This is a genomic window from Phenylobacterium parvum, from assembly GCF_003150835.1.
Lineage (GTDB): Bacteria > Pseudomonadota > Alphaproteobacteria > Caulobacterales > Caulobacteraceae > Phenylobacterium > Phenylobacterium parvum.
Window position 1 is genome coordinate 418937 of record NZ_CP029479.1, and the last position, 24814, is coordinate 443750.

Annotated in this window: 21 protein-coding genes; 7 read left to right on the plus strand and 14 right to left on the minus strand. The window is 70.8% G+C overall.

Annotated elements, in window-relative coordinates; genetic code table 11:
- Positions 1-19: 19 nt before the first annotated feature.
- Positions 20-1231, minus strand: coding sequence for an acyl-CoA dehydrogenase family protein (locus HYN04_RS02025; protein ID WP_110449218.1), 1212 nt, complete (start codon positions 1229-1231; stop codon positions 20-22).
- 40 nt (positions 1232-1271) lie between these two features.
- Positions 1272-2495, minus strand: coding sequence for an acyl-CoA dehydrogenase family protein (locus HYN04_RS02030; RefSeq protein WP_110449219.1), 1224 nt, complete (start codon positions 2493-2495; stop codon positions 1272-1274).
- A gap of 155 nt (positions 2496-2650) precedes the next feature.
- Here HYN04_RS02030 and HYN04_RS02035 point away from each other — a divergent pair, with 155 nt between their 5' ends.
- Positions 2651-4402: a phosphatidylglycerol lysyltransferase domain-containing protein gene (locus HYN04_RS02035; RefSeq protein ID WP_241962660.1), complete on the plus strand. Its 1752-nt coding sequence runs from the start codon at positions 2651-2653 to the stop codon at positions 4400-4402.
- Here HYN04_RS02035 and HYN04_RS02040 read toward each other — a convergent pair whose 3' ends face one another.
- Positions 4403-4615, minus strand: a complete 213-nt coding sequence (locus HYN04_RS02040) for a hypothetical protein (protein WP_110449220.1) — start codon at positions 4613-4615, stop codon at positions 4403-4405.
- Positions 4616-4759: 144 nt separating this feature from the next.
- On the opposite strand from HYN04_RS02040, the gene HYN04_RS02045 reads away from it, so the two are divergent.
- The 4 genes from HYN04_RS02045 to HYN04_RS02060 all read left to right on the plus strand — a co-directional run bounded on the left by HYN04_RS02045 (position 4760) and on the right by HYN04_RS02060 (position 9310).
- Positions 4760-7240: an SEL1-like repeat protein gene (locus tag HYN04_RS02045; RefSeq protein ID WP_110449221.1), complete on the plus strand. Its 2481-nt coding sequence runs from the start codon at positions 4760-4762 to the stop codon at positions 7238-7240.
- 92 nt (positions 7241-7332) lie between these two features.
- Complete coding sequence (locus tag HYN04_RS02050; RefSeq protein WP_422385657.1) at positions 7333-8184, plus strand: sulfite exporter TauE/SafE family protein; 852 nt, start codon at positions 7333-7335, stop codon at positions 8182-8184.
- Positions 8185-8186: 2 nt separating this feature from the next.
- On the plus strand, positions 8187-8873 hold the full coding sequence (locus HYN04_RS02055; RefSeq protein WP_110449223.1) for a TIGR02186 family protein: 687 nt from the start codon (positions 8187-8189) through the stop codon (positions 8871-8873).
- Positions 8873-9310 carry a DUF3429 domain-containing protein gene (locus tag HYN04_RS02060; RefSeq protein WP_110449224.1) on the plus strand — a complete coding sequence of 146 codons (438 nt, stop codon included), beginning with the start codon at positions 8873-8875 and terminating at the stop codon, positions 9308-9310. The genes HYN04_RS02055 and HYN04_RS02060 overlap by 1 nt, the downstream gene beginning before the upstream one ends.
- On the opposite strand, the gene pdeM is transcribed toward HYN04_RS02060, so the two are convergent.
- Positions 9307-10032, minus strand: a complete 726-nt coding sequence (gene pdeM, locus HYN04_RS02065; protein WP_110449225.1) for a ligase-associated DNA damage response endonuclease PdeM — start codon at positions 10030-10032, stop codon at positions 9307-9309. The genes HYN04_RS02060 and pdeM overlap by 4 nt on opposite strands.
- Positions 10029-12485 carry a ligase-associated DNA damage response DEXH box helicase gene (locus tag HYN04_RS02070; protein WP_110449226.1) on the minus strand — a complete coding sequence of 819 codons (2457 nt, stop codon included), beginning with the start codon at positions 12483-12485 and terminating at the stop codon, positions 10029-10031. The genes pdeM and HYN04_RS02070 overlap by 4 nt, the downstream gene beginning before the upstream one ends.
- A 147-nt stretch (positions 12486-12632) precedes the next feature.
- Between HYN04_RS02070 and HYN04_RS13375 the strand changes: the two genes are divergently transcribed.
- Entirely contained in the window at positions 12633-12899 is a 267-nt protein-coding gene (locus tag HYN04_RS13375) for a hypothetical protein (RefSeq protein WP_162599509.1), read from the plus strand.
- Between the two features lie 4 nt (positions 12900-12903).
- Here the strand turns inward: HYN04_RS13375 and HYN04_RS02075 are convergent, their stop codons facing one another.
- The 9 genes from HYN04_RS02075 to HYN04_RS02115 all read right to left on the minus strand — a co-directional run bounded on the left by HYN04_RS02075 (position 12904) and on the right by HYN04_RS02115 (position 23198).
- Positions 12904-13500 carry a hypothetical protein gene (locus HYN04_RS02075; protein ID WP_110451248.1) on the minus strand — a complete coding sequence of 199 codons (597 nt, stop codon included), beginning with the start codon at positions 13498-13500 and terminating at the stop codon, positions 12904-12906.
- 133 nt (positions 13501-13633) lie between these two features.
- Entirely contained in the window at positions 13634-14566 is a 933-nt protein-coding gene (locus HYN04_RS02080; RefSeq protein WP_110449227.1) for a phytanoyl-CoA dioxygenase family protein, read from the minus strand.
- Positions 14563-14838: a hypothetical protein gene (locus HYN04_RS02085; protein ID WP_241962661.1), complete on the minus strand. Its 276-nt coding sequence runs from the start codon at positions 14836-14838 to the stop codon at positions 14563-14565. Before HYN04_RS02085 ends, HYN04_RS02080 begins: the two co-directional genes overlap by 4 nt.
- Before the next feature lie 54 nt (positions 14839-14892).
- Complete coding sequence (locus tag HYN04_RS02090) at positions 14893-17664, minus strand: ATP-dependent DNA helicase (protein WP_110449228.1); 2772 nt, start codon at positions 17662-17664, stop codon at positions 14893-14895.
- Positions 17665-17721: 57 nt separating this feature from the next.
- Positions 17722-18051 carry a DMT family transporter gene (locus tag HYN04_RS02095; protein WP_110449229.1) on the minus strand — a complete coding sequence of 110 codons (330 nt, stop codon included), beginning with the start codon at positions 18049-18051 and terminating at the stop codon, positions 17722-17724.
- Entirely contained in the window at positions 18048-18992 is a 945-nt protein-coding gene (locus tag HYN04_RS02100; protein ID WP_110449230.1) for a prephenate/arogenate dehydrogenase family protein, read from the minus strand. The genes HYN04_RS02095 and HYN04_RS02100 overlap by 4 nt, the downstream gene beginning before the upstream one ends.
- The gene (gene hisC, locus HYN04_RS02105) at positions 18989-20089 is read right to left on the minus strand and encodes a histidinol-phosphate transaminase (RefSeq protein WP_110449231.1); all 1101 of its coding nucleotides are present in this window, start codon (positions 20087-20089) and stop codon (positions 18989-18991) included. The genes HYN04_RS02100 and hisC overlap by 4 nt, the downstream gene beginning before the upstream one ends.
- A gap of 9 nt (positions 20090-20098) precedes the next feature.
- Entirely contained in the window at positions 20099-20944 is an 846-nt protein-coding gene (locus tag HYN04_RS02110) for a chorismate mutase (protein ID WP_241962664.1), read from the minus strand.
- 25 nt (positions 20945-20969) lie between these two features.
- Entirely contained in the window at positions 20970-23198 is a 2229-nt protein-coding gene (locus tag HYN04_RS02115; protein ID WP_110449232.1) for a penicillin acylase family protein, read from the minus strand.
- A gap of 124 nt (positions 23199-23322) precedes the next feature.
- Between HYN04_RS02115 and HYN04_RS02120 the strand changes: the two genes are divergently transcribed.
- Positions 23323-24810 carry a flavin-containing monooxygenase gene (locus tag HYN04_RS02120; RefSeq protein ID WP_110449233.1) on the plus strand — a complete coding sequence of 496 codons (1488 nt, stop codon included), beginning with the start codon at positions 23323-23325 and terminating at the stop codon, positions 24808-24810.
- The last annotated feature ends 4 nt before the right edge of the window (positions 24811-24814 follow it).

The following is a 24814-nucleotide window of genomic DNA, read 5'->3' on the forward strand; positions in this document are numbered from 1 at the left end:
GCGCGGTTTCGCGAGTCGATTATTTCGGATCGGGCAGGCCCAGGACCCGCTTGGAGACCACGTTGAGGTTGATTTCCGATGTCCCGCCCTCGATCGAGTTCGCCTTGGCCCGCAGCCAGGTGCGGACGGCGGCCAGCTCGGGGGCGGAGTAGCCCTCGCCTTCCCATCCGAGGCCGGCCGTCCCGAGAGACTCGACGATCAGCTCGTTCCGCTCCTGGGCGATCTTGGCCCCGGCGTACTTCATGATCGAGGTGACCGCCGACGGGCCCTGGTTGGACTTGGACTCATCGGCCGCCCGGCGGACGGTCTGCTGGAAGGCCTGGGTCTCCATCAGGTGGTCGATGATCCGCCGGCGCAGGTCGGGATCGGCCAGGCGGCCGTCCTCATCGAGGCCGACATAGTCCAGGGCCGCCTCGCGGACGGTCAGGGCCGAGACCGGTGCGCCGATGGAGCCGCCGCCCAGGCCCGCGGAGATGTTGTCGCGCTCGAACTGGAGCAGGCGCTTGGCCACCGTCCAGCCGCCGTTGAGGGGGCCGAACAGCTGGTCCTTGGGGACCTTCACGTCGGTGAAGAAGGTCTCGCAGAAGGGCGAGGTGCCATTGATCAGCTTGATCGGGCGGACCTCCACCCCGGGGGTGCGCATGTCGATCAGGACGAAGGAGATGCCCTCGTGCTTCTTGGAGGTGTCGGTGCGCACCAGGCAGAAGCACCAGTCGGCGATGTTGGCGCCCGAGGTCCAGATCTTCTGGCCGTTCACCAGCCAGTGGTCGCCCTTGTCCTCGCAGCGGGTCTGAAGGGAGGCGAGGTCCGAGCCCGAACCCGGCTCTGAATAGCCCTGGCACCAGCGTACGGATCCGGTGACGATTCCCGGCATGTGCTGGCGCTTCAGGGTCTCGGTCCCGTACTCCAGGAGGGTGGGCCCGAACATCATCACGCCCATGCCGCCGATGGGGTTGCGGGCCCCGATCCGCGCCATCTCCTCGGCCAGGACCCGAGCCTTGGCGCGGGACAGGCCGCCGCCGCCATAAGCCGCCGGCCAGGTGGACACGCCCCACCCCTTGGCGCCGATGCGTTCGCGCCAGAGCCGGGCGTCATCGCTCTCCTTGCCGCCGCCCATGGCCGCCATCTGGGCCGCAGGGTCCGCCGCAAGGGCCTTGGGAAAGTTCTCGTCCAGCCAGGCCTTCGCCTCCGTCCGGAAGCCCTCGAGGTCTTCGCCGCCGAAATCCGCCATCTGTCCCGCCTTTCCTGAAAAACCGCGCGTCCGCCGACCCCTAGGCGGGGTCGGGAAGCCCGAGCACCCGCTTGGAGATCACGTTGAGGTTGACCTCGGAGCTGCCGCCCTCGATCGAGTTCGCCTTGGCTCGCAGCCAGCCGCGCACCGCACCGATTTCCTGGGGCGCATAGTCTTCGCCGGTCCAGCCCAGGCCCTGGCTGCCCATCATCTCGACCACCAGTTCCGAGCGCTCCTGGGCGAAGCTGGCCACTGCATACTTGATGATCGAGGTCGCCGCCGAGGGGCCGTTGGAGGCCTTAGCCTCCGCCTCGATGCGCCGGATCGTCTTGTAGAAGCAGTCGAAGTCCATCTTGTTCCGGGTGATCCGGGTGCGCAGGTCCGGATCGGAGAGGGCCCCGGTCTCGTCGGTCCCGACATAGTTGCGCGCCATGACGCCGAGGTCGCTGGCGGTCCCGCCCGCGCTTTCGCCCGGGCCAAAGCCGCCCGAGATGTTCTGGCGCTCGTACTGCAGGAGGCGCTTGGCGATCTGCCAGCCGCCGTTGACCTGGCCCACCAGGTTTTCCTTGGGGATCTTCACGTCGGTGAAGAAGGTCTCGCAGAAGGGGCTTTCGCCAGAGATCAGCTGGATGGGCCGGGTCTCGACCCCCGGCGACTTCATGTCGATGAGCACGAAGGAGATGCCCTCATGCTTCCTGGAGGTGTCGGTGCGCACCAGGCAGAAGCACCAGTCGGCCTTGTTGGCGTAGCTGGTCCAGATCTTCTGGCCGTTGATCAGCCAGTGGTCGCCCTTGTCCTCGCAGCGGGTCTGGAGGGAGGCCAGGTCCGAACCCGCGCCGGGCTCGGAATAGCCCTGGCACCAGCGGGCCTCGCCACGGATAATCCGCGGCAGGTGCTCCAGCTTCTGGGCCTCGTTGGCGTATTCCAGGAGGACCGGCCCCAGCATCCACAGGCCAAAGGAGGAAAGGGGGGTGCGATAGCGGCCGCGGGCCAGTTCCTGCTCGACGACCCGGGCCTCCTCGGGGGAAAGGCCGCCGCCACCGTAGGCCGCCGGCCAGGTCGGTGCGGTCCAGCCCCTCTCGGCGACCCGCCGCATCCAGACGATCTGGGGGTCCTCAGAGCCCAGGAAGGCGCGACCGCCCCAGATGGCTTCGGGGTCGGTCCGGGCGTCGGCTTTCCGCAGTTCGGCGGGATAGTTGGCCTCCAGCCAGTCGCGGACCTCTGTCCGGAAGGCCTCAAGGGTCTCGCCGCCGAAATCCGCCATGGGAAATCCTCCGCTCTCAACCGAAGCCCGCACCGGGCGCGCGACACATTAGCGGTCGGCCCGCCGGGAGCAAGACATTCGCGGGCTGGGTTTGATACGTCGGAGGTTGGAACCCATCTCTTAACCTTGGCAGACTAAATCACGGGTCCTGTTCCATGCTTCACAGGTTCGAGATGGCGTTGAGACGCGAGTTCAAGCCCGCCCTCCTTGCGGCCGCCCCCCTGGCGGGCGCCCTGCTGGTCATGGCGGCGGGGGCCATGCTCATCGCCTCCGGCGCCACGCCGTCGTCTCCGGAACGCTTCATGCGCCTGTCCCTGGCGCTTCCTTCGCCGGTGATCGAGATCAGCCACTTTGCTTCGAGCGTCCTCGGCCTTGTCCTGGTCATGCTTGCCTTCGGTCTCAGGGCGCGCCTGGACGCCGCCTGGGCGGCCAGCATCGCCGTCCTCTTCCTCACGGCGATCCTGTCCCTCTCCAAGGGCCTGATCTGGGAGGAGGGGCTGATCCTTGCGGCGATCGGGACCTTCCTGGCGCCCCTCCGCGCCGCCTTCCCCCGCAAGGCGGCCCTGTCGCAGATGGAGGTCTCGCCCGGCTGGCTCCTGTCGGCGGGCGCCGCCGTGGCGGGGGCGGGCCTGCTGGGCCTCTGGTTCTTCCGGCATGTCAGCTACGAGGACCAGCCCTTCTGGAGCACCATGGTCGACGGCGACGTCGCCCGGTCCATCCGGGCCTGGGCCGGTGCGGCCCTGGCCTTCCTCGGATTCGGCGTCTGGCGGCTTGTCGCCACCGCGGCGACCCCGAGGGTGATCGGCGAGGACGACCCCGACTTCGAGCGCGTGCGCGCCATCCTGGCGGCCTCCGAATCGGCTGAACCCCTGTCCAACCTGGCCCTGTTCGGGGACAAGCGGTTCCTGTTCTCGGAGTCCGGGCGCAGCTTCATGATGTTCGGCGTCCGGGGCCGATCCTGGATCGCCCTGGGCGGCCCCGTCGGCCAGCGCGACGAGCGCCTGGAACTCCTCTGGCGCTTCCGGGAGATGGCCGACGCCCACGCCGCCCGGCCGGGCCTGTATGGGATCGGGCCGGACGACCTGCAAGACGTCGTGGAGCTGGGCTTCTCCATCCAGAAGATCGGCGAATGTGCTCGCCTGCCGATCCAGGACTTCGCCTTCGAGGGACAGACCCGGGCCAAGATCCGCCGGGCCTGGCGCCAGGTGCGCGATGGCGGCGCCGAGTTCGAGGTCATCCCCCCGGGCGGCATAGACGCTATCCTGCCGGAACTCGCCGCCATCTCCGAGGAGTGGCTGGCCCGCCAGTCCGGCGGCGACAAGTCCTTCGCCCTGGGCGGCTTCAATCCAAGTTACCTGAGGGAGTTCCCGGTGGCGGTCGCCCGTTGGGAAGGCCGCATCGTCGCCTTCGCCAACCTCTGGCCCACCGCCAGTCGCGACGCCTTCTCCATTGACCTGATGCGCTACAACTGGGCGGCGCCCAAGCGCATCATGGACTTCCTCTTTGTCGAGCTGATCGGCTGGGGCCGGGAGCAGGGCTACGCCTATCTCGACTTCGGCAACGCCCCCCTGGCGGGGCTGGAGGACCGGCCGCTTGCGCCGGTCATGACCCGCGTCGGCCGCCTCATGTTCGACCTTGGCGAGGACGTCTACAACTTCCAGGGCGTGCGGAGCTACAAGGACAAGTTCCACCCTAACTGGGAGCCCCGCTACGCCGCCGCACCGGCCAAGTGGGCGATCGCCGTCCTCCTTGCAGACGTCAGTCTCCTGTCGTCTGGCGGGTTCGCCGGGCTCACGCGCCGCCCGAAGAAGTCCGAGGTTCCGGCGCCGAAGAAGGCCGAGCCCCCTGTCGAGCCCCTTGTGGCGGAGGCCCTAGCCGCCAGGGACCCCGCCCCTCGCACCGCCTGATCAGCGCCCCGGCGGTCCGGTGGTGACGCCGAAAAGATTCACCAGGTGGACCAGAAGGATCAGTGACGCCGTCGCCGCAGCGGCCATGAGCGGCCGCCAGGGGATCATCCGCGGTCCCTTCAGGAAGTCCGGAGGGCGGGCGCCGCGCCAGCCTGCAAACACCGTGAGGCCGAGACTCGCCGCCAGGGCCGCCAGGGTGGTCGGTAGGTCCATTTGCCGAATCTCCAGGCCGCGGCAGGCGCCGCGACAACTATCCACAAGGTGTCGAGCGACGGGGCGCCCAACGCGTTAACCCCGCGTTTACACCCGAAAGCCGGCTCGGTAGACCAGACCGTGGCGATTGGGAGAGCGATTCGCATGACGGCAGGGGCGCCATGGAGCGTCAAGGGTATCGACCCCAGGGCCCGCGAAGTCGCCAAGGAGCTTGCCGCCAGGGCGGGCATGACCCTCGGCGAGTGGCTCAACCGGTCGATCCTTGAGGGCGAGGCGCCGCCGCCGGCCGCGGGTCCCGCGCCGCGCCGCCCGGCCGTGCCCGACCCCCGCGACCCGTTTGACCGGCCCGAGGACGAACTGCGCCGTCTGGCCATGGTGCTTGACCGACTGGCCGACCGCCTTGACGGCTCAGAGGCCCGCACGGGCGCAGCGATCTCCAGCCTGGAATCCACCGTCCGCGCCACCCTGGGCCGCCTCGAGCAGGCCGTCGCCGCGCCCCCGCGCCCCGAGCCTCGCCCCGAGTCTCGTCCCGAGCCCCGCCAGGAATCCAGGACTGACCGGTACGAAGGCGTGCTTCGGGCGCTGGAGGGAGCCCTCGGGCGCCTGGCCTCGCAGATGCAGGAGGGAGAGGCGCGCACACGCGACACCCTCCAGGATTTCCGTCTCCGCCTCGAGCGCGCGGAATCCCGCCCGGCGCCCCCGCCCTCCGGCGTCGACCAGATCGCCTTCCGGGTGGGCGAGATCCAGGATCGCACCGCGGCGGCCATGAACACCCTTCGCGAGGCCTTTGACGGCCTCGACCAGCGGCTGGCCCATCTTGAGGCGTCGGCGGGCGAGGGGATCGAGGGTCGGCTGCGCGAGATGTCCTTCCGCCTGGGCGAGCGCCTCGACGCCGCCCGCGAGGAAATGTCCCGCGAGCTGTCCGAGACCTCGGGCCGGCGGATGTCCGAACTGGAACGGGCGCTCTCTGACCTTTCGGGCAAGGTGGCGAGGCTGGAGAGAGAGGCGTCGGGCCGCGCGCCCTCCTTGGCGCAGGCCCCGGCGCAGGACGCCGACCGTCGCCCCGCCGAAGAGGCGGAACGCATCAGCGAGATCCTTCGCAGCCGGCTCTCCCGGGCCGATCCGGACCAGGCGGCCTCGATCGCCCGGCTCGGGGACGAGATCACACGGATCGGCGACCGGCTGGGTGTCCGCCCTGAACCCGTGGCCGCCTCGCCGGAAACGGGGGAACCGGGCCTTTCGGGCGCCGAGGGGATCGCCCTTCGGATCCGCCAGAGCGAAGACCGGACGGCCCGCCTCCTCGAAGAGGCCCGCCAGAGGCTCGACGCCCATTTCCCTCCGCTCACCGCGTCCGTGGCCCCGGCGGATGGGGATCGGGCGACGGCGGACGCGCGTCTCCTGTCCCTGTTTGACGACGAGGATGAACCGGCCTCGACAGCCGGTCCTGCGGAAGGGGCCCGCGACCCTGAGCCCAGGCGTTCTGACCTGGATGGCCGCGGCGAGGACTGGCCCCTGGATCTCCTGGCCGAAGCCCGGGCGGCCAACGCCCGCAGCGCCGCTAGTGGGCAGGATCGTGCCGACGAGGCGACGGATGAGCCTGAGGCGCCTTCCCTTCCGGGGTTTGACCTGTCCTCGTCCCGACCTGCGCCGCGACCCGCCCTGCGACCCCGTCGCTTCGCCGGCCGGGACGGCCTCACCTCCCTGGCCGTTCTCTGCATTTCCGTCTCTCTGGTGGGCTACGGCGTCCTGAGTCTCTTCGAGGGAACGCCGGGCGAGGCCCCTCCCGCGGGGACCTCCCCAGCAGCATCCGCCCGCACCCAGCCGGGCGTCCTGGCGGCGACGCCGGCCCCAGCCGTACGCGCCGCGGTGGTCCTTGCGCCGGCGCCCGCCTCGGCGGCTCCGCCCCCGGGAACGCCAGCCGCGTCGACGGCGGCGTCGCGGGCTGCGCCGGCGGGGCTCGAGTCCCGGTTCCGCCGGGCAAGCGACGACCTCAAGGCTGGCCGGCCCGGCGCCGCCGCCGAAATCCGCGCCCTGGCCGAGGGAGGATACGCCCCGGCCATGCGGGTTCTTGCCGGCCTGGTCGAGCGGGGCGAGGCCGGCCAGGCCCGCGACCCTGGCCTTGCGCGATCCTGGCTTCGCCGCGCCGCCGAGTCCGGCGACCGGGTGTCCATGCACGCCTATAGCTACGACCTCATGAACGGAACCAACGGCCCCCGTGATCCTTCGGCCGCCGTGGGCTGGCTCCGCCGCGCGGCCGAGGCCGGCTTGGTGGACAGCCAGTTCAATCTCGGCGCCGTCTACGAGCGCGGCATGGGCGTGCCCCAGGACCTGCGCCAGGCCTTCATCTGGTACTCGCGCGCCGCGGATGGCGGGGATGGCGAGGCCCTTCGCCAGGTCGAGCGGCTGCGCCCCGTCCTCACGGCCTCGGCGTCGCGCTCGGTGGATGACGTGCGGATGGCCCAGAAAGCCCTGGGCCGGCTGGGATACTGGTCGGGACCGGTCGACGGGGACCTGACCCCCCAACTCCGGTCCGCCATCGAGGCCTACCAGAAGGACCAGAAGGCGCCCGCCACCGGTTTCCTTGACGACGCCACGCTCAAGCGCCTGGCCATGCTCGGCCGCTAGGGCCACCGCGGAGGACGGGGACGCTGGACGTCTATCTCCCCATCGCCGAAGTCTCAGTCAACGCTCCCCTCCTGGTCGCCGCGGGCGCCCTCGTGGGTTTCATCTCGGGCATGTTCGGCATCGGGGGCGGCTTCCTGATGACCCCCCTTCTGGTCTTCCTCGGCGTGCCCGCCCCTGTCGCGGTCGCCAGCATGGCGGGACATGTGGCGGCTTCCTCGACCTCCAGCGTCCTGGCCTATTCCGCCAGCCGGGGAGTCGACTTCCGGATGGGCGCCGTCCTGGCCGCCGGCGGGGCGGTCGGGTCCCTGGCCGGGGTCGAGGTCTTCCGCTGGCTCCGCCTGGCCGGACAGGCCGACCTCGCCGTCGCCCTGGCCTATCTCGTTTTCCTGGGCGTGATCGGGACCCTGATGCTGTGGGAGTCCGTGGGCGCCCTGGCCCGCCGGCGACGGGGCGATGCCGACCCTGCGCCGGCCCAGAAGCGTCCGGCCCTGCTCTACGGACTGCCCCTGAAGATGCGGTTCCCGCGCTCGCGCCTCTACATCAGCGTGCTGCCGCCCCTCGCCCTTGGCGCCTTCGTGGGCCTGCTGTCGGCTGTGATGGGCGTCGGCGGCGGCTTCATCCTCGTCCCGGCCATGATCTACCTGCTGCGCATGCCTGCAGGCGTGGTGGTGGGGACCAGCCTGTTCCAGATCATCCTGACCACCTCCCTGACCACCCTGCTCCAGGCGGGGCGCAACCAGACCGTGGACATCGTGCTGACCTGCCTCCTCGTCCTCGGCGGCGTCATCGGCGCCCAGCTGGGCGCCCGGGCCTCGGCGCGCTTCCGGCCTGAGGCCCTCCGGGTCCTGCTGGCCCTGATCATCCTGGCCATAGGCCTCTCCATGGGCCTGCGCCTGGTGCTGACCCCGGCCGATCCCTTTGTCCTCCTTTCGGCGGAGGGCTGACCATGGCCGACCTGCCGCCCGTCCAGCTCGCCGCCGACCTGACCAACGCGAACATCGAGGTCAACGCCGGCTATTCCGGCGCCAGCATCTCGGTCTTCGGCGCGGTCTTCGGGGCCTCAGGTACGCCTTCCGACGTCGTGGTCGTGGTCCGCGGGCCCGATCAACCCCTGTCCATCGCCCGGCGGGAACGGCGCGCCGGTCTCTGGCTCAATGGCGGCCCCCAGAAGGTCGAGGGCGCGCCGGGCTTCCATCTCACCGCCTCAAACCGGGACCTGGAGCGCATCGCAGGCCCCGGCGTCCTGCGGGCGGCGGGCGCCGGCCTCGGCAGCCTGCCGGTCTCCACGCCGGGCGGTGGGGATTTCACCCGCGCCGTCGTCCGCCTGAAGCAGGGAGAAGGCCTCTATGCCGAGGACCCTGCCGGGGTCGACTTCGTCGACCGGGGCCTCTTCCGCGCCCGCATCGAACTCCCCGTCTCGGCGCCGGTCGGACGCTACCGGGTCGACGTCATCCTGTTCCAGGGCGGCCAGGCCGTGACCCGCCGCAGCCGGGAGCTGACCATCGAGAAGGTTGGTATCGAGCGGCTCATCTCCGGTTTTGCCCACCAGCGTCCCTGGGCTTATGGTATGGTCTGCGTACTGATTGCGCTCGCCGCCGGCTGGGCGGCCTCCGCGGCCTTCAGGAGGGTGTGATGCCCGTGGCCCCTGCACCGGTCTTGATCCTGGCCCTCTTCGGCCTGGCTGGCTTTCCGCTGGCGGCGGGTACCTACGCCTTCGGGCCGGCTGACCTGCGATTCATGGCCATCCACATTCTCCTGACCTGGTCCGCCGTGGTCCTGGGGTTCCTGGGGGGCATCCGCTGGAGCCAGGAGTCCACGCGGGATCCGCCACGCTTCCTCAGGCTCGCCGGCGCCATGCTGCCGCCCCTGGCGGGCGGCGGGCTGCTGCTGGCGCGGGACTACCTGGCCGCCGACTGGATCATCGGCGGCTTCATCGCCGCCTACCTCGCCGCCTGGCTGTTCGACCGGGCGCCGGAGACCCTGTCGCGCTATCCCGCCCTGATGACCCTCCTGACCTTCTCCGCCTGCGTCTCCCTGGCCCTGGCCCTCGAGAAGGCCCTGCGCATCTAGCTCCGGTCCGGCCGCAGCGACCGGGCGCCGGCCGCGTGGACCCGGCTATCCCCCAGGGCCGCCACGATGGGCGGCCGAGCAAACAGGCCCGCAAAGGCGGGGTCCAGGACGTTCAGGCCTCCGGTGAAGGCCCCGTAGGCGGGCAGGACGGCCCGCTCGCCATCCGTCACCAAGCAACGGCGCCGGACCGCGCCCCTGAGCGTGGCGATGCGGGCGCAGGGGTGCAGGTGCCCCGCAATCTCGCCGGGCGCCGTTCCCGGGTGCGGCTCATGACGCAGGACCAGGTCGCCAAGGCGGACCTCGTCCGCCGCCTCGCCGGGAAGGTCTGCGTCGGGCTCCGGATCGTGATTGCCCGTGATCCAGACCAGGCTGGCGGACTGCGCCAGGGCCTCAAGCGCATCGCGGTCGGGGTCGGACATCCGCCGCGACGCCTCCCGGTCGTGGAAGGCGTCGCCCAGGAACAGGATCTGGCGCGGCGACTCCGCCAGCACGTCGAGGGCCAGGCGGCGCAGGGTCTCGCGGGTGTCGAGGGGCGGCAGGAGCTGGCCCCGACGGGCGAAGGCCGAGCCCTTCTCCAGGTGCAGGTCGGCGACGACCAGGACGGCGCGCGCAGTCAGCAACAGGGCGCCGGAGGGCAGGAGGCGCGTCGCCTCGCCCGCCAGGGTCAGGTCCATGGCCCCGCCTTCGGCCGCCCGCAGGCCCAGGATCTGTGCCGGGCTCATGGCAGGGCCTCGGCGATGAGCTCGCTTTCGGCCTCGGCCAGGATGGCGTCGCCCGCCTGGCCCGGCGAGCGCTCCTTGCCGATCTCCATCAGCATGGGCACGGCGAAGGGCGACAGGCGGTCCAGGGCCACATGGCGAATCCGTCCGGCCACCCGCGCCAGGAGGTCCCCCAGCCGGGCGGCGTCGATCATGCCGGCGGCGGCTTCCTCCCGGGCGCAGCGCAGGAGCAGGTGGTCCGGCTGGTGGCGTCGCAGGACGTCGTAGATCAGGTCGGTGGAGAAGGTGACCTGCCGTCCGGTCTTCCGGGGCTCGCCCGGGAACCGCCGCTCGATCAGGCCGGCGATGATGGCGCAGCCCTTGAAGGCCCGCTTCATCATGAAGCTCTCGGCCAGCCAGTCCTCAAGGTCGTCGCCCAGCATGTCCTGGGCGAACAGGTTGTCCATGTCGAGGCCGTCCAGGGGCTTCAGCGACCAGACGGCAAGGGCGTAGTCATTGCAGACAAAGCCCAGGGGCTGTGCCCCCGCCCGCTCCAGGCGACGGGTCAGCAGCATGGCCAGGGTGGTGTGGGCCAGTCGCCCCTCGAAGGGATAGGCCACCAGGAAGTGCCGGCGGCCCCGGGGAAAGGTCTCCACCAGCATCTCGTCCTCGGCGACGATCCGCGAGCGGCGGCGCTGGAGGTCGAGCCATTCGCGCACGTCCGGCGGCAGCCGGGCCCAGGCCGTCTCGTCGGACATCATCCGGCGGACCCGGGCGGCGAGGTAGCTGGACAGGGCGAACTTCGAGCCGCCCCATGAGGGCATGTTCGGATCCTCCGACCGCGCCGGCCGGACCAGGACGTCCATGCCGGTGATGGCCGCCAGGCTCCATACCTGCCCGGCGAAGACGAAGGTGTCGCCCGGGTCGAGCATCTCGAAATAGCCTTCCTCGATCTCCCCGATCTTGCGCCCGCCCACCAGCCGGGCGCCCTGGACCACACGCACCGAAAGGACGTCCGGCGACAGGATGGCCCCCAGGTTCAGCCGGTGCCGCCGGGCGGTCTCGGCGTTGCGCACCCGCCAGAGGCCGTCGGGTCCCTGCACCATCCGACGGAACCGGTCGTAGGACGACAGGGCGTAGCCGCCGGTCGCAGTCAGGTCGAGGGTGCGCGCGAAGTCCTCCGGCGACAGGTCGCGGTAGGGGCCGGCCCGCCGGACCTCGTCGAACAGGTCCGCCTCCGGGACCGGCTCGGCGCAGGCGCAACCCAACAGGTGCTGGGCCAGGACGTCGAGGGCGCCGGTGCGGGCCGGATCGCCGTCCAGCCGGTTCTCGGCGATGGCCTCCCGGGCGGCCTGGCACTCCAGGGTCTCGAACCGGTTGGCGGGCACGAAGAGGGCGCGGCTGGGCTCATCCAGGCGGTGGTTGGCCCGGCCGATCCTCTGCACCATCCGGCTGGCGCCCTTGGGCGAGGCCAGCTGGATCACCAGGTCCACGTCGCCCCAGTCTATGCCAAGGTCCAGGGTCGAGGTGCAGACCACCGCCTTCAGCTCGCCCCGGGCCATGGCGGCCTCGACCTTGCGCCTCTGCTCGGCGGCCAGGCTGCCGTGGTGCAGGGCGATGGGCAGGTTGTCCTCGTTCAGCTTCCAGAGCTCCTGGAAGGCGAATTCGGCCTGGAAACGGGTGTTGACGAAGACCAGGGCCGTCCGGGCCTCGCGGATAGCCTGGTAGACCTCGGCCATCGCGTGCTGGGCGGTGTGGCCCGCCCAGGGCGTCCGGCCCCCGGACAGGAGCAGATCCACCTGCGGGGCCGCGCCCGCTGGCCCGCGCACCAGGTCCACGGGGCGGTCGCCGTGCCCCAGCCAGCGCCGGATGACGTCCGGGTCGTCCACCGTGGCCGACAGGCCCACCCGCCGCGCCCGGGGCGCCAGGGCCGACAGCCGGGCCAGGCCCAGGGCCAGGAGGTCTCCCCGCTTGGAGGCGTGCAGGGCGTGGATCTCGTCGACGATGACGCAGGCCAGGTCCTCGAAATAGAGGCGCGAGCCTTCCCAGGCGCAGAACAGGGCCAGCTGCTCGGGCGTGGTGAGCAGGATGTCGGGGGGCCGCACCTTCTGCCTCTGGCGCCGGGCGATCCCGGTGTCGCCGGTCCGGCTCTCGGCGATGACGTCCAGCCCCATCTCGCGGATCGGCCGGGCGAGGTTGCGCTCGACGTCCACAGCCAGGGCCTTGAGCGGCGAGATGTAGAGGGTGTGGACCCCGCGCCGCGCCTCCCGCGGCCGCCCGGCCAGCTCCACCAGGGTGGGAAGGAAGCCGGCCAGGGTCTTTCCGCCCCCTGTCGGGGCGATCAGCAGGGCGTCACGGCCCGCCTGCGCCTGGGCGACCATCTCCAGCTGGTGGGCGCGCGGCGACCAGCCCTGGGCCGCGAACCAGTCGGCGAAACGGGAGGGCAGGCGAGGGGAATCCGCGGCGGCGTCGGCCATGCCGCGGTTCTAGCATGTTCCCCTTCCGTTTCGAGGGGCAAATACTGTCCTAGACAGGACACCCTAACCGGCGGACTAGGACAAAAGTGGAATTTGACTCACTCGCATAAGTCGAGTCAGGATGGTCTCATAGGCTAGGAGGAAGCAATGGCCGACGAGAACGATATCGCGCGTGGTATTGAGCAGATAGCGATAGCCAATGGCGGCCTCTGCACATATAAGCGGGCGTACAAAGAGATACCGAATTACGTGAATCTCAACGCGACGAACACTGCAGCATCAGCGACGCGCCCAGGTGAACAGATGTGGCATCAGCTCGTTCGCAACATCAAATCCCACGATACGACGCCCGGAAACTTCATCTACGCAGGGCGGCTTGTACACATCCCTAAAGTAGGCTTCCGTATTCCATGACACACTAACTGAACCGGTGCTTGTAGCCGGGTTTGAACCACTTCAGTTCCGTCCCGCTGGGTGCATCCTTGTCCCAGACGAACCAAGCGTATGCAGTGGTCCCGCTTCCTGCCTGGACAGCGCCTACCGGATAGAACGTGATCCGTTCCGAGAACACCCACACGCGACTCGGCGGCGTCTCCGAGAAGATGGTATTGGCGCGATTACTGCCTTCAAGGAAGGCTAACCGCAGCAAGAGCGCGAACTTGCGACGCGCCAGTCGAACACCGCTGCGCACGAATGCCTCGGCGGCATTGTAAGGCGGATTGGTTACGATGTTATCGGCGCACCAATCGGCTTTGATGAAATCTACGCCAGCCTCGCCATAGCCACGGTCATACAGATCGGAGCTATGAACCGAGCGCGCTGTCGTCTCCAGAACCTTCGACATTGCCCCGTTGCCGCAGGCGCTCTCCCAGATATCGCCGTCAAAACGCTCATTGTCGATCAAGGCGTGCGTAGCCCACGCTGGCGTTGGGAAAAAGTCAGGTCCGTCCAGATCGGCAAACCGCTTCATGGTCGGCTTGAATCCGCCGTTCAGGTTGTAAGTGGCGTCCGTCACGGCGAGCATCCTCAATCAAGTGGAAAAGGATAACAGAATCATAAACTTATAAAATGGTTAATAGGGAGCTATCATTGACCCACCCTCTGGCGAACCTAGCGCGTTAGCCCGGAAAGTAGGGCAATGCCGCCCCTCAGGCGTCCGCCAGGTTCTCGATCCGGGTCGCCCAGTAGTCGGCGTCATAGTCCGGGTCGCCGGTCAGGTAGCGCCAGAACCGGACCCGGTTCAGCAGCTCCAGCCGGCCCGTATCGTTCTCGTACCAGGGCTCCTGGGTCATGAGGATCTGCTCGACCGAGGGCGGCAGGGGGCCCTTGAGGTAGAAGATCGGGCGCTGGGCGTCCTGGGGCTTCAGGGTCGAGACGTCGAACTGGCGGACCTGGGAGCGCGAGGGATTGATGCGCACCTTGAACATGGTCCGGGTGCGGTCCGAGACGTTCACTCCGCCGCCATGCCAGATGCCCGAATGCAGGAAGAGCAGGGTCCCCCCCTCGCAGACCATGTGCTGCTGGCCGCGGATGTTCTGGTAGCGGGCGATGGCCGCTTCGCTGACCTTGCGCAGGTGGCTGCCGGGCAGGAAGCGCGTGCCGCCCATCTCCCGGGTCACGGCGTGCGGGTAGTACATGATCTGGATGTCGAAGGCCCGCCGGGGGTCGATGGTGGAGTCCTGGTGGTAGTGCTGGGACACGTTCTCGCCGCCGCTGGCCTCGTGGTAGGCGGGCGGGAAGGTCACGTGCAGGAAGTGGTGGTCGAAGACCGGGTCCTCGCCCACCAGGCTTCGGATGGCGCCGGCCACCCGGGGCAGGTCGAGGAGGCGCTTCAGGGCCGAGCCGTCGGGATAGGCCTGCGCCAGGGGCACGCCCGCCGGGGTCTGCGGCACGCCGGCCCGCGCCAGCATCTCGCCGTAGGTGCGCCTCATCTTCTGGCCGGGGCGGGGCGGATCGATGTCGCCCATCTCCTCCAGGAACTGGCGGTTGATCTCTTCCGGCACGACGCCGTCGAAGCGAAGGAACCCGCGGGCGGCGAAGCTGGCCATGGCCTCGGCGGGCAGCAGGGGCAGGTTGTTCATGCGCCGGTCTCCACGATCTGTTCGAACAGGAACTCGTACTTGAGGTAGGCGAGGTCGAACTCCTCGCCCTTGGCGTGGGGCAGCAGGGGCGAGACCTGGATCAGCCGCCAGCCATCGCGCAGGGCGTGCAGGCCGGTCGGATAGGGCGGGGCGTCCTCGTCGCCGGCCATGCGGCGGGTCTCTCCCGTCCCGTCCCACAGGGACCAGCCGACCACGACCGAATCCAGGGCCGAATTGGCCAGGTAAAGCGCCAGCACCTTCTGTCGCAGCATGCGTCCTCCCGCGTGGCGGCCAGCATGGTCAGGCCCGCGGCGCGAGTCCAGCCTTCAGCCCTCGCCGAGGAAGTCGCGGGTGGCCTCCAGGGCCTCCACCAGGGTGACGCGCTGCAGGACCACGCCCTCCGGCAGGGCGCCGAACAATCGGGTGGGGGTGGCGGAGTCCAGCATGACGAAGACCCCGCGATCGTCGGCCCGGCGGATCAGGCGGCCGAAGGCCTGGGCGATCCGGCCCCGGGCGATGGCGTCGTCCCAGCCGCTCCCGAAGCGGGCCCGGCGCGCCTTGTGCAGCAGGTCCGGCCGCGGCCAGGGCGCGCGGTCGAAGACCAGCAGGCGCAGGCTGCGGCCGGGCACGTCCACCCCGTCGCGCACCGCGTCCGTGCCGAGGAGGCAGGAATCGAGCTCGGCCCTGAAGATGTCCACCAGGGCGCCGACCTCCAGGGGGTCGACGTGCTGGGCGTAGAGGGACAGGCCCCGGTCACCCAGGGCGGCGGCGATCTGCTCATGGACGGCGCGGAGCCGGCGGATCGCGGTGAACAGGCCCAGCCCGCCGCCGCCCGCCGCCAGGAACAGCTCCCGCAGGGCGGCCCCGACCTGGCGGGCGTCGTTCTTGTTCACGTCCGTGACCACGAAGGCCCGGGCGCAGGCGGCGTAGTCGAAGGGTGAGGCGAGGCGCAGGTGGGCCGGCGGCGAGGCCAGCCGGCGGCCGCCCGATCTCAGCTCGGCCAGGTCGAAGGGATCCTCTGCGGCGCTGTCCGTCAGGGTGGCGGAGGTCACGAGCACCCCGTGCGCCGGCTCCAGCACGGTGCGGACCAGGGGCTCGGTGGGATCCACCCAGTGACGGCGGAAGGCGGCGTCGGCCAGCCGGCCGTTGATCACCACCCCCTCGAACCAGTCGACGAAGTCCGGATCCTCGCCCGCCACCTCGGCGTCCAGGGTGGACAGCATGCCGCGCCAGGCGGGCAGGGTCATTCGCGCCCGGCGGTCCAGGCCCCGCAGCACGCCCTCGATCCGGCCCCGTTCGGCGCCGGTAAGGGTCTCGGCGCCCTGGTCCAGCAGGTCCTCCAGCGTCCGCGTCAGGGCCAGCAGGGGGGCCTCGATGTCCGCCAGGGCCGAGGCGACCGCCCGTGCGGCGGCGATGGCCTCCGGAAGGGCCGGGCGAGCGGCGCAGGCGGGCGCCAGGTCGGTGGGCTCGGCGCGGGCCCGAAGCTGGACCGCCATGGCCGCCAGGAAGGCCTCGACGGGTCCCTGCGGCGCCTCGGGGTCTCCCGAGGACAGCCGGCCGCTCCAGCCTTCGGACGGCAGGCGGCCTGCGGCGTGGACCACGTCGTTCAGCGCCTGCCGGGCGGGACCGTCGGCGCCCACCAGGTCGGCCAGCCGCGCTTCCAGCCCGCGGCCCCGGCGGCCGCGCCGCTCGGAGCCCCGGATCCAGCGCCTCAGCTCGACCGTCTCCTGGCCCGACAGGGCCGTGGAGAAGGCCGCGTCGGCGGCGTCGAACAGGTGATGGCCCTCGTCGAACACCACCCGGCGAAGGCGGGTGGTCTCCGGATCGTCGGGCGCGCCGCGACCCGCCCGCGCGCCGTCGAAGGCCGCCTGGGACATGACCAGGGCGTGGTTGGCGATGACGATGTCAGCCCGGCGTGAGGCGCGGATGGCCTTCTCGACGAAACAGGTCCGGTAGTGCGCACAGCCGGCGTGGATGCACTCTCCCCGCCGGTCGACCAGGTTGCCCGCCGCCGCCTGCCCGGCGGGCGGGACGGCGAACAGGCCCGGCAGCCAGGCGGGGAAGTCGCCTCCGGTCATGTCCCCGTCCCGGCTGGTGCGGATCCAGCGCGCGGTGAGCCCCAGGCCGATCAGGTCCGCCGCGCCCAGCTGGGCGGTGTTCACCAGGTCCTGGAAGTTCAGGAGGCAGAGATAGTTCTCGCGGCCCTTGCGCACGACGGCCCGGCGCGCCCGCTCGGCCGGGTCGGGAAAGAGGACGGCGCTCTCGCGTTCGATCTGCCGCTGCAGGGCCCGGGTGTAGGTGGAGATCCACACCGAGGGGCCGTTCGCCTCGGCCCAGAGGGAGGCGGGGGCGAGGTAGCCCAGGGTCTTGCCGATCCCGGTTCCCGCCTCGGCGAGCAGCATGTTGGGTTCGTTCTCGCGGTCGCGCGGCCGAAAGACGAAGGCGGCCTCGCGGGCGTACTCGGCCTGGGCCGTACGGGCCTCGTCGAGGCCGGCTCGCTCCAGGAGTTCGCCCAGCCGGCGGACGGCGGCCTCAGGCGAGACCGGGACGCTTCCCGGATCGCCCGGCGGTCCTGGGTCCTCCCACTCCTCCAGCCGGGCCCAGACGTCGAGGCCCGAGCTGCGGAAGGCGTTGGAGACGGGGCGGGACCGCAGGGCGGCCACCACCGGCTCGCCCCAGGCCCAGCCCCCCCGGGCCAGGGTCTCGGCCACGGCCAGGGCCTCCTCGCGGGAGGGGGTGGGGGTCTCCGCGAGTTCGTCCAGCAACCTTTCGGCGACCCGGGCGAGGGCGATGGCCATGGCCTCGGGACCCAGGGGCTCGGGCTCTCCCAGGGCCAGGGCGAGGCCGGCGGCGGAGGGGGCGGTGAAGGCGCCCGGCCGGACGAAGGCGAAGAGCTCCAGCACGTCCAGCAGGCGTGGCGAGCGCGGCGGGGCGGCGGCGCCCAGCCGGCGGGCGGTGAGGGCCGCATGGGCCACGAGCAGCCGGTCCTGAGCGAACCGCTCCCGGGCCTCGGGCGGCGCCAGCCGGACGGCGCCCACGGCGCCGGTGAGGGCGGCCTTGGGGCCCGGCAGGACGACGAGGGCGGGGGGAAGGGTCACGGGGCCAGACCTAACCCAGGCCGGCGGGAAACGGAACGCGCCGTCGTGCGCCGTGGATCAGGCCTCGGCGCGGGAGAAGAGGCGGATGATCAGAACGCCGGCCAGGATCAGGGTGATCCCGGCCACGGCGGGAAAGTCCAGCTTCTGGCGGAAGCCGATCCAGCCGATGGCGGTGATGGCCAGGATGCCGACCCCCGACCAGAGGGCGTAGCCGATCCCCATGGGAATGGTTTTCTGGGCCTGGGACAGGCAGTAGAACGACAGGCCCACGAGGGCGATGGCCCCCGCCGAGGGCAGGGGACGGCTGAAGCCCTCGGAAAGCTTCAGCAGGCTGGTGCTGACGATCTCGGTGGCGATCGCTGCGCCCAGCCAGGCGTAGCCGCTCATGATCCCGCCGGTCCGGGAGGCGGCGCTGTGCGGTCGCGCCCGAAGTTGGGTTCGGCGCTTTCCTGGCCGGCGATGATGATCCCCCGGCGGATGTCCCGGGTCCGCGAGAAGAGCTCGAAGAGCTTGTCCCCCTCGCCCCAGCGGATAGCCCGCGACAGGGCCTGGAGGTCCTCGGTGAACCGGCCCAGGATCTCAAGCACCGCGTCCTTGTTGGCCAGGAAGATGTCGCGCCACATGGTCGGGTCGGAAGCGGCGATCCGGGTGAAATCGCGGAAACCGCCGGCGGAGTACTTCATCACCTCGGCCTGGGTCACCTCTTCCATGTCGGCGGCGGTGCCGACGATGTTGTAGGCGATCAGGTGGGGCAGGTGGCTGGTCACCGCGAGCACAAGGTCATGGTGGGCGGCGTCCATCACGTCGACCTGGGCGCCGAGGGCGGTCCAGAAGTCGCTCAGGCGGGCGACGGCTTCCTGGTAGGCAGGGGTTTCGTCTGCATCCGGGGTCAGGATCACCCAGCGGCCGCGGAACAGTTCGGCAAAGCCTGAGGCGGGTCCGGACTGCTCGGTCCCGGCGATCGGATGTCCGGGGACCAGGTGGATCGAAGCGGGAATCGCCGTGCGAAGGGCCTCGGCCACGCTGACCTTCACCGATCCGACGTCGGTGACGGTGGCGCCCGGCTTCAGGGCCGGCGCGGCGGCGGCGGCGGCTGGCCCCATGGCCTGGACGGGCACGGCGAAGACCACGAGGTCGGCGTCCCGGACCGCCTCGGCCACGTCGGCGGTGACGAGGTCGGCATAGCCCAGGGCGGCGATCTGCTCGCGATGTGCGGCGCTGGCGTCGGCGACGGCCACGGCGCGCACGGCTCCGGCCGCCCGCGCCGCGCGGATCACCGAGGACCCGATCAGGCCGCAGCCCACCACGGCCAGCTTCGGATAGATCACGGGCGCGGCCCCATGAAGTCCGCCAGGGCGTCAATCACGGCGCGGTTGTGTTCCTCGAGGCCGATGGTGATGCGCAGGTGGTCGGGCAGGCCATAGCCGGTCACCCGGCGCGGGATCAGGCCCCGGGCGCTGAGGAAGGCGTCGGCGTCGGCCGCTGTCCTGCCGGGGGTCTGGGGGAACCGGGCCAGGACGAAGTTGGCGCTTGAGGGGGTGGTCTCCAGTCCCAGCCCGCCAAGCTGCTGGGCCAGCCAGGGCCGCCAGGTGCGGACCAGCTCGAGGGAGCGCGCCTGGAAATCCTCGTCCGCAAGGGCGGCGATGGCCGCGCGCTGGCCGGGGATCGAGACGTTGAACGGCAGGCGGATGCGGTCGATCGCCTCGGCCATCTCCGCGGGCATGTATGCCCAGCCCACCCGCAGGGCGGCCAGGCCGTGCAGCTTGGAGAAGGTCCGCGTCATGATGACGTTCGAGGCGTTGCGGACCAGGTCGACCCCGTCCTCGAAGTCCGGGTCCTCGGCGAATTCGGCGTAGGCCCCGTCCAGGACCAGGACCACGTCGGCAGGGAGGGCGGCGTGCAGCCGGCGAATCTCCGAGCCGCCGACGACCGTGCCGGTGGGGTTGGCGGGGTTGGCGATCCAGACGACCCGCGTGCGCTCGTCGACGCAGTCGAGGACCTCGTCGACGTCGATCCGAAGGTCGACCTCGCGGGCCATGCGCACCTCGCCCCCCGCGGCGCGGGTGGCGATGGCGAAGGCGCCGAAGCCGTGCTCGCCCTGGACGGCGTTGTCGCCTGGCTGGATGAAGGTCTGGCCGATCAGCTGGAAGATCTCGTCCGACCCACAGCCGAAGAGCAGGTTCTCGGGCTCAAGTCCGTATCGGGCGCCGATGGCCTCGCGCAGGGCGTTGCAGCGTCCGTCCGGATAGAGGTGCAGCTCGTCGATGGCCGAGGCGAAGGCCTCCCGGGCTGCGGGGCTGGAGCCGAGGATATTCTCGTTGGCCGACAGCTTCAGCGGGTGCGCTACCCCTTCCACGGCGGCCTTGCCGGGAACGTAGGGCGAGATCTGAAGGATGCCGGGCTTGGGAAGGGGACGGTCGGTCATGGCGAGGCCTCAGAGGTCCAGGGGCGCCGAGGCGGCCCCGATTACGCCAGTCAGGCGTCCGGGCGCCCGGGCCAGGCGCTCGTCGTCCGACTGGTAATAGCCGACGAGCTCGAACAGGCGCAGGCCGCCGGCGTCGGCCATCAGTTCTGCGGCGACCCCGTCCTTGCTGAGGGTCTCGACCAGCCGGCCCGGCGGGCCGGGGGCGTCGGTGACCCAGTAGGTGCGGTCCCCGCCGGTCGGTCCGATCTCCACCTCGGCGGCGGCCAGGGCTGTCGGGCGTCCCCAGGCGTTCAGGCAGGGCAGGGCGGCGAAGACCCGCAGGGTCGGTTCGGCAAGCAGGCGGCCCCACCAGGGCGTGCGGGAGTCGAGGGCCAGGACCGCGACCCCACCCGGGGTGCGGGCGGCGGCGATGGCGTCCTCGGGACGGCTGGCGGTGGCGAAGGGCGGGGCGGCGCCAAACCGCATGCGGGCGGCTTCACGCACGCCTTCGGGCGTCTGTCCGCCGAAGACGGAGACGTGGTAGGGGCCCTGCCGCGACAGGCTGTCGCTCATCAGTTCGCGCCAGATGCGCACGATGAGGCTCGCCGGGGCGGCCTTGCGGGGACGGGCGAGCAGGTTGCGCAGCACCTCGGCCTCGCGCGGGGGGCGCAGGGCGAAACGCCCGCCCTCGCCCGCCGCCGCCTTGGCCGCCGCCACCTCGCTGGCGAGGGCTGCCCGCTCGTCGATCAGTTCGAGCAGCCGTCGGTCGACCACGTCCAGGCGCGCGCGCACGGCCTCGAGGGAGCGTGCGGTCGGCTTGGGGTCGGAGGCGTCCATGGAGGTCCCGGGCTCGTGGAGGCTTGGGCGATAGGCCATTGCGTCCGGCGGCGCAACACCGCGCCTATTGGCCGGGGCGGTAGGTTCGGGCCACATGACCCCGGATCTCATCCGGCCAGAAATAGACGGGTCGCAGGTCGCCGCTCAGGTAGCGGGGCGCCTGGTCGGTGAAGTGCCTGGAGGCGGGCGAGCTGGAGGCCCCGCCCGCAGTCACGGCCCGGGCCCGCACCCGCGGCCCGAACTCCACCACGGCCACGAAGCTGTTGCCGCTGGTCCCGTAGAGCCGCTTCTGGCCCTCCGGCCGGCGGGCGCCGAACGAGGCGAGGGCCCCCCAGCGCGCCGAGGGGAAGGGGGCCGCCAGGCTCGGCGCAGCGTCGCTGAAGGCCTGCTGGATTTCGCCGGTGCGGCGCTGGAAGCGGTTGACCTCGCCCCAGGGAACCCTGCGGCTCCCGAAGTCGGCCTGCAGGCGGTCGGAGGCTTCCGAGAGGGCCTCGAGCTTGCGGCGCGGCGGGATCCGGCTGGCCATGGCCTCCCATGTGCTCAGCCCCTCCTTCCGGGCGATCGCCTCGGCCTCGGGCCAGAGCAGGTCACCCCAGAAGACCGCCAGGGTCAGGGCCTCCGACTGGGCCGACCAGCGCCGGTTCCAGCCTCTCAGCAGGCGGATGTCGTCAGCCAGCTTCAGCCGCAGGGGCTCTGCGCCCGGGGCCGCGTCCCAGGCCGCCTCCAGCCCCGGAAGCAGCTGGTCGAAGGCCGGCAGGCGCGTGTTGAACGCGCCCTGGGCCAGGCTGTCGAGGGTGAAGGTCTGGCCCGCCTCGAGCAGCTGGACGGCGTTGGCGCCCCGGGGGTTGGGGCCCACCGTGTCCATGTAGCGGGGGAAGGCCTCGCGCCGCGGGCTTTCCGGCCCGGCCGCGGTCCAGGGCCAGTCATTGGTGTTGTAGACCCATCCGCCCTTCGGGGACTTGACCGCAGGCAGTTCGGACAGGGCGTGCAGCCCCTTCCAGTCCGTCGCCGGGTCCGACCCATTCACGGTCCCGGTGTAATCGAAGCGGTTGTCCCGCCTGGGAACAAACTGGGGGTGCAGGTAGGCGATCACCCCGTCGGCGTCGGCATAGAGGGTGTTGTTCGAGGAATTCCCCTGCAGGGCCGTCGCCTTCATGAATTCATCGAAGTTGCGGGCCCGGGTGCGCAGGAAGGACTGGCTGAGGGCCTCCACCGGCCGGTTCATCATGGCGAAGGCGACCCAGCGGTCCCCCGCCTTTCGGACGACAGGCCCATGGTGGGTGAAGTGCACCCGGAAGGTGCTGCGCACCAGGGCGCCCTGGGGGGTCCGCCAGTCCACGGGGAGGGTCCGGGTGATCACCGGCCGCTCCTCTGCGCCATATCGGTAGGTCAGCCTTCCGCCCCGGTTGATCACCTGGACCGAGAACTCGTCCACCGAGTCCACGCCACTGGAGGTGTGCATCCAGCCGACACGGGGGTTGAAACCTTGGTAGATGAAGAACTGGCCCCAGGTCGCGGCGCCGTAGACGTTGAGGCCGGCGTCCGAGGTCACCTGCTGCTCGGCCCGGAAGTAGAAGCTGGTGTGCGGGTTGATCAGCAGCAGCGGGCGTCCGCCCCAGGCCCGGGAGGGACCGATGGCGATGCCGTTGGAGCCGCGCGGCTCCTCAAGGCCGGCGGGCGCCGCGCTGGCCAGCACCCTCGGGCGGTCGGAGTACAACTCGGCGAGGTCGTCGAGGGAGATGCGCTCGATGTCGCCGCCGATGCTGCCCTCGGAGAAGCTCAGGGCCATCCAGGGCTCGAACCGCGTCAGGACCCGCGGGCGGGTCTGCGGGTGCATGGACAGGTAGTAGTTCAGGCCGTCCGCCCAGGCGTCCATCAGCTTGCGCAGCCAGGGCGGGCTCTTGGCGTACTGGGCCTTCAATGTTTCCGGGTCCGTGTAGAGGCGGGCCCGCAGGTCCTGCATCAGGGCGGCCTCGCCCTCGGCCTCGGAGAGCCGTCCCAGGGCGGTGAGGTAGTTGGTTTCAATGCGCGGGAAGTCATCCTCGGCCTGGGCGTAGATCATGCCGAAGACGGCGTCCGCATCGGTCTTGCCGCGGATGTGGGCGATCCCCCAGTCGTCCCGGACGATGGTGACCCGCCGGGTCGCCTCGCGCCAGCGCAGCATCTCCTTGGACGGGGTCGCCGACGCGGTGAGCCGCGTCCCTAGCGGCGGCGTCTCAGCGGCCGCCGCCGCCGGCTGGGCGAGGACCAGGGCGAGGGCCGGGACGAGGGTCAGGAACAGGCGGCGGAGCATGGCGGACACCTCAGGGAAGCAGGGGCGAGGCTAGGACCCGGGCCGCCGGGCGGCAAGACGCTTGCGCCCGTCCCGCGCCGCCGTCATGACAGGCGCGCCGCAAGGTGCATATCCGGGGAACCAAATGACTGAGCCGCGTTCAGAGACCCATGTCGACGTGATCATCGTGGGGGCCGGCCTGTCGGGGATCGGGGCCGCCCGCCACCTGAAGACCACCTGCCCGGACCGCAGCTTCATGATCCTGGAGGGCCGGGAGACGATTGGCGGAACCTGGGACCTGTTCCGCTACCCCGGCATCCGCTCGGATTCCGACATGTACACCCTGGGCTATTCCTTCCGGCCCTGGACCGAGGCCAAGGCCATTGCCGACGGTCCTTCCATCCTGCGCTACATCCGCGACACCGCGCGGGACGAGAAGGTGGAGGACCGGATCCGTTTCAGCCACAGGGTCACAGGCGCGGCCTGGTCCACTGCAGACGCCCTCTGGACGGTGTCGGTCGAGACGCCCTCGGGGCCGTCGGTCCTGACCTGCAGCTTCCTGTTCCTGTGCGGCGGCTACTATTCCTACAAGGGCGGCTACACTCCGGATTTCGCCGGCATGGAGCGGTTTGGCGGCCGCATCGTCCATCCCCAGGCCTGGCCGGAGGACATGGACTATGCCGGCAAGCGGGTGGTGGTGATCGGCTCCGGCGCGACCGCCGTGACCCTGGTCCCGGAGATGGCCAGGACGGCGGGCCACGTGACCATGTTGCAGAGGTCGCCCACCTACATCGTCGGGCGGCCCGGCGAGGACGCCCAGGCCCTGAAGCTGCGCCGCCTCCTCCCCGAGAAGATGGCCTATGGCCTGATCCGCTGGCGGAACGTTCTGATGGGCATGATCTTCTACCGCCTCGCCCGGCGGCGTCCCGACCGTGTGAAGACGGCGATCATCGACCAGGTCCGCCAGACCCTGGGGCCCGACTTCGACGTCGATACCCACTTCTCGCCCCGCTACAATCCTTGGGACCAGCGGCTTTGCCTGGCCCCGGACGGCGATTTCTTCCAGGCCCTGAAGGCTGGCTCCGCCTCGGTGGTCACCGACGAGGTCGCGACCTTCACCGAGACCGGCCTGAAGCTGAAGTCCGGGGCCGAGCTGGCCGCGGACATCGTCGTCACCGCCACCGGCCTCAAGCTCGAGGCCATGAACGGCCTCTCCCTGAGCGTCGACGGCGCACCCATCCGGCCCGCGGAGACCCTGAGCTACAAGGGCATGATGTACTCGAACGTCCCGAACCTGGCGTCGGCCTTCGGCTACACCAACGCCTCCTGGACGCTGAAGTGCGACCTGACCTGCGAGTATGTCTGCCGCCTGCTGAACCACATGCGCCGCAAGGGCCTTCGCCAGTGCACCCCGGTGCTGGAAGGCGAGACGCCGGAGACCGCCCCCTGGCTGGACTTCACCTCCGGCTATGTCCAGAGGTCGATCGGCGAGTTCCCGAAACAGGGGGTCACCGCCCCCTGGCGGCTCCACCAGAACTACGCCCTGGACCTGGCCGCCCTGCGGTTCTCGGGTCTTGAGGACGGCGTGATGCGCTTTTCCAACCCCGTCGCCCGGGCGCGCCAGGCGGCCTGACCTG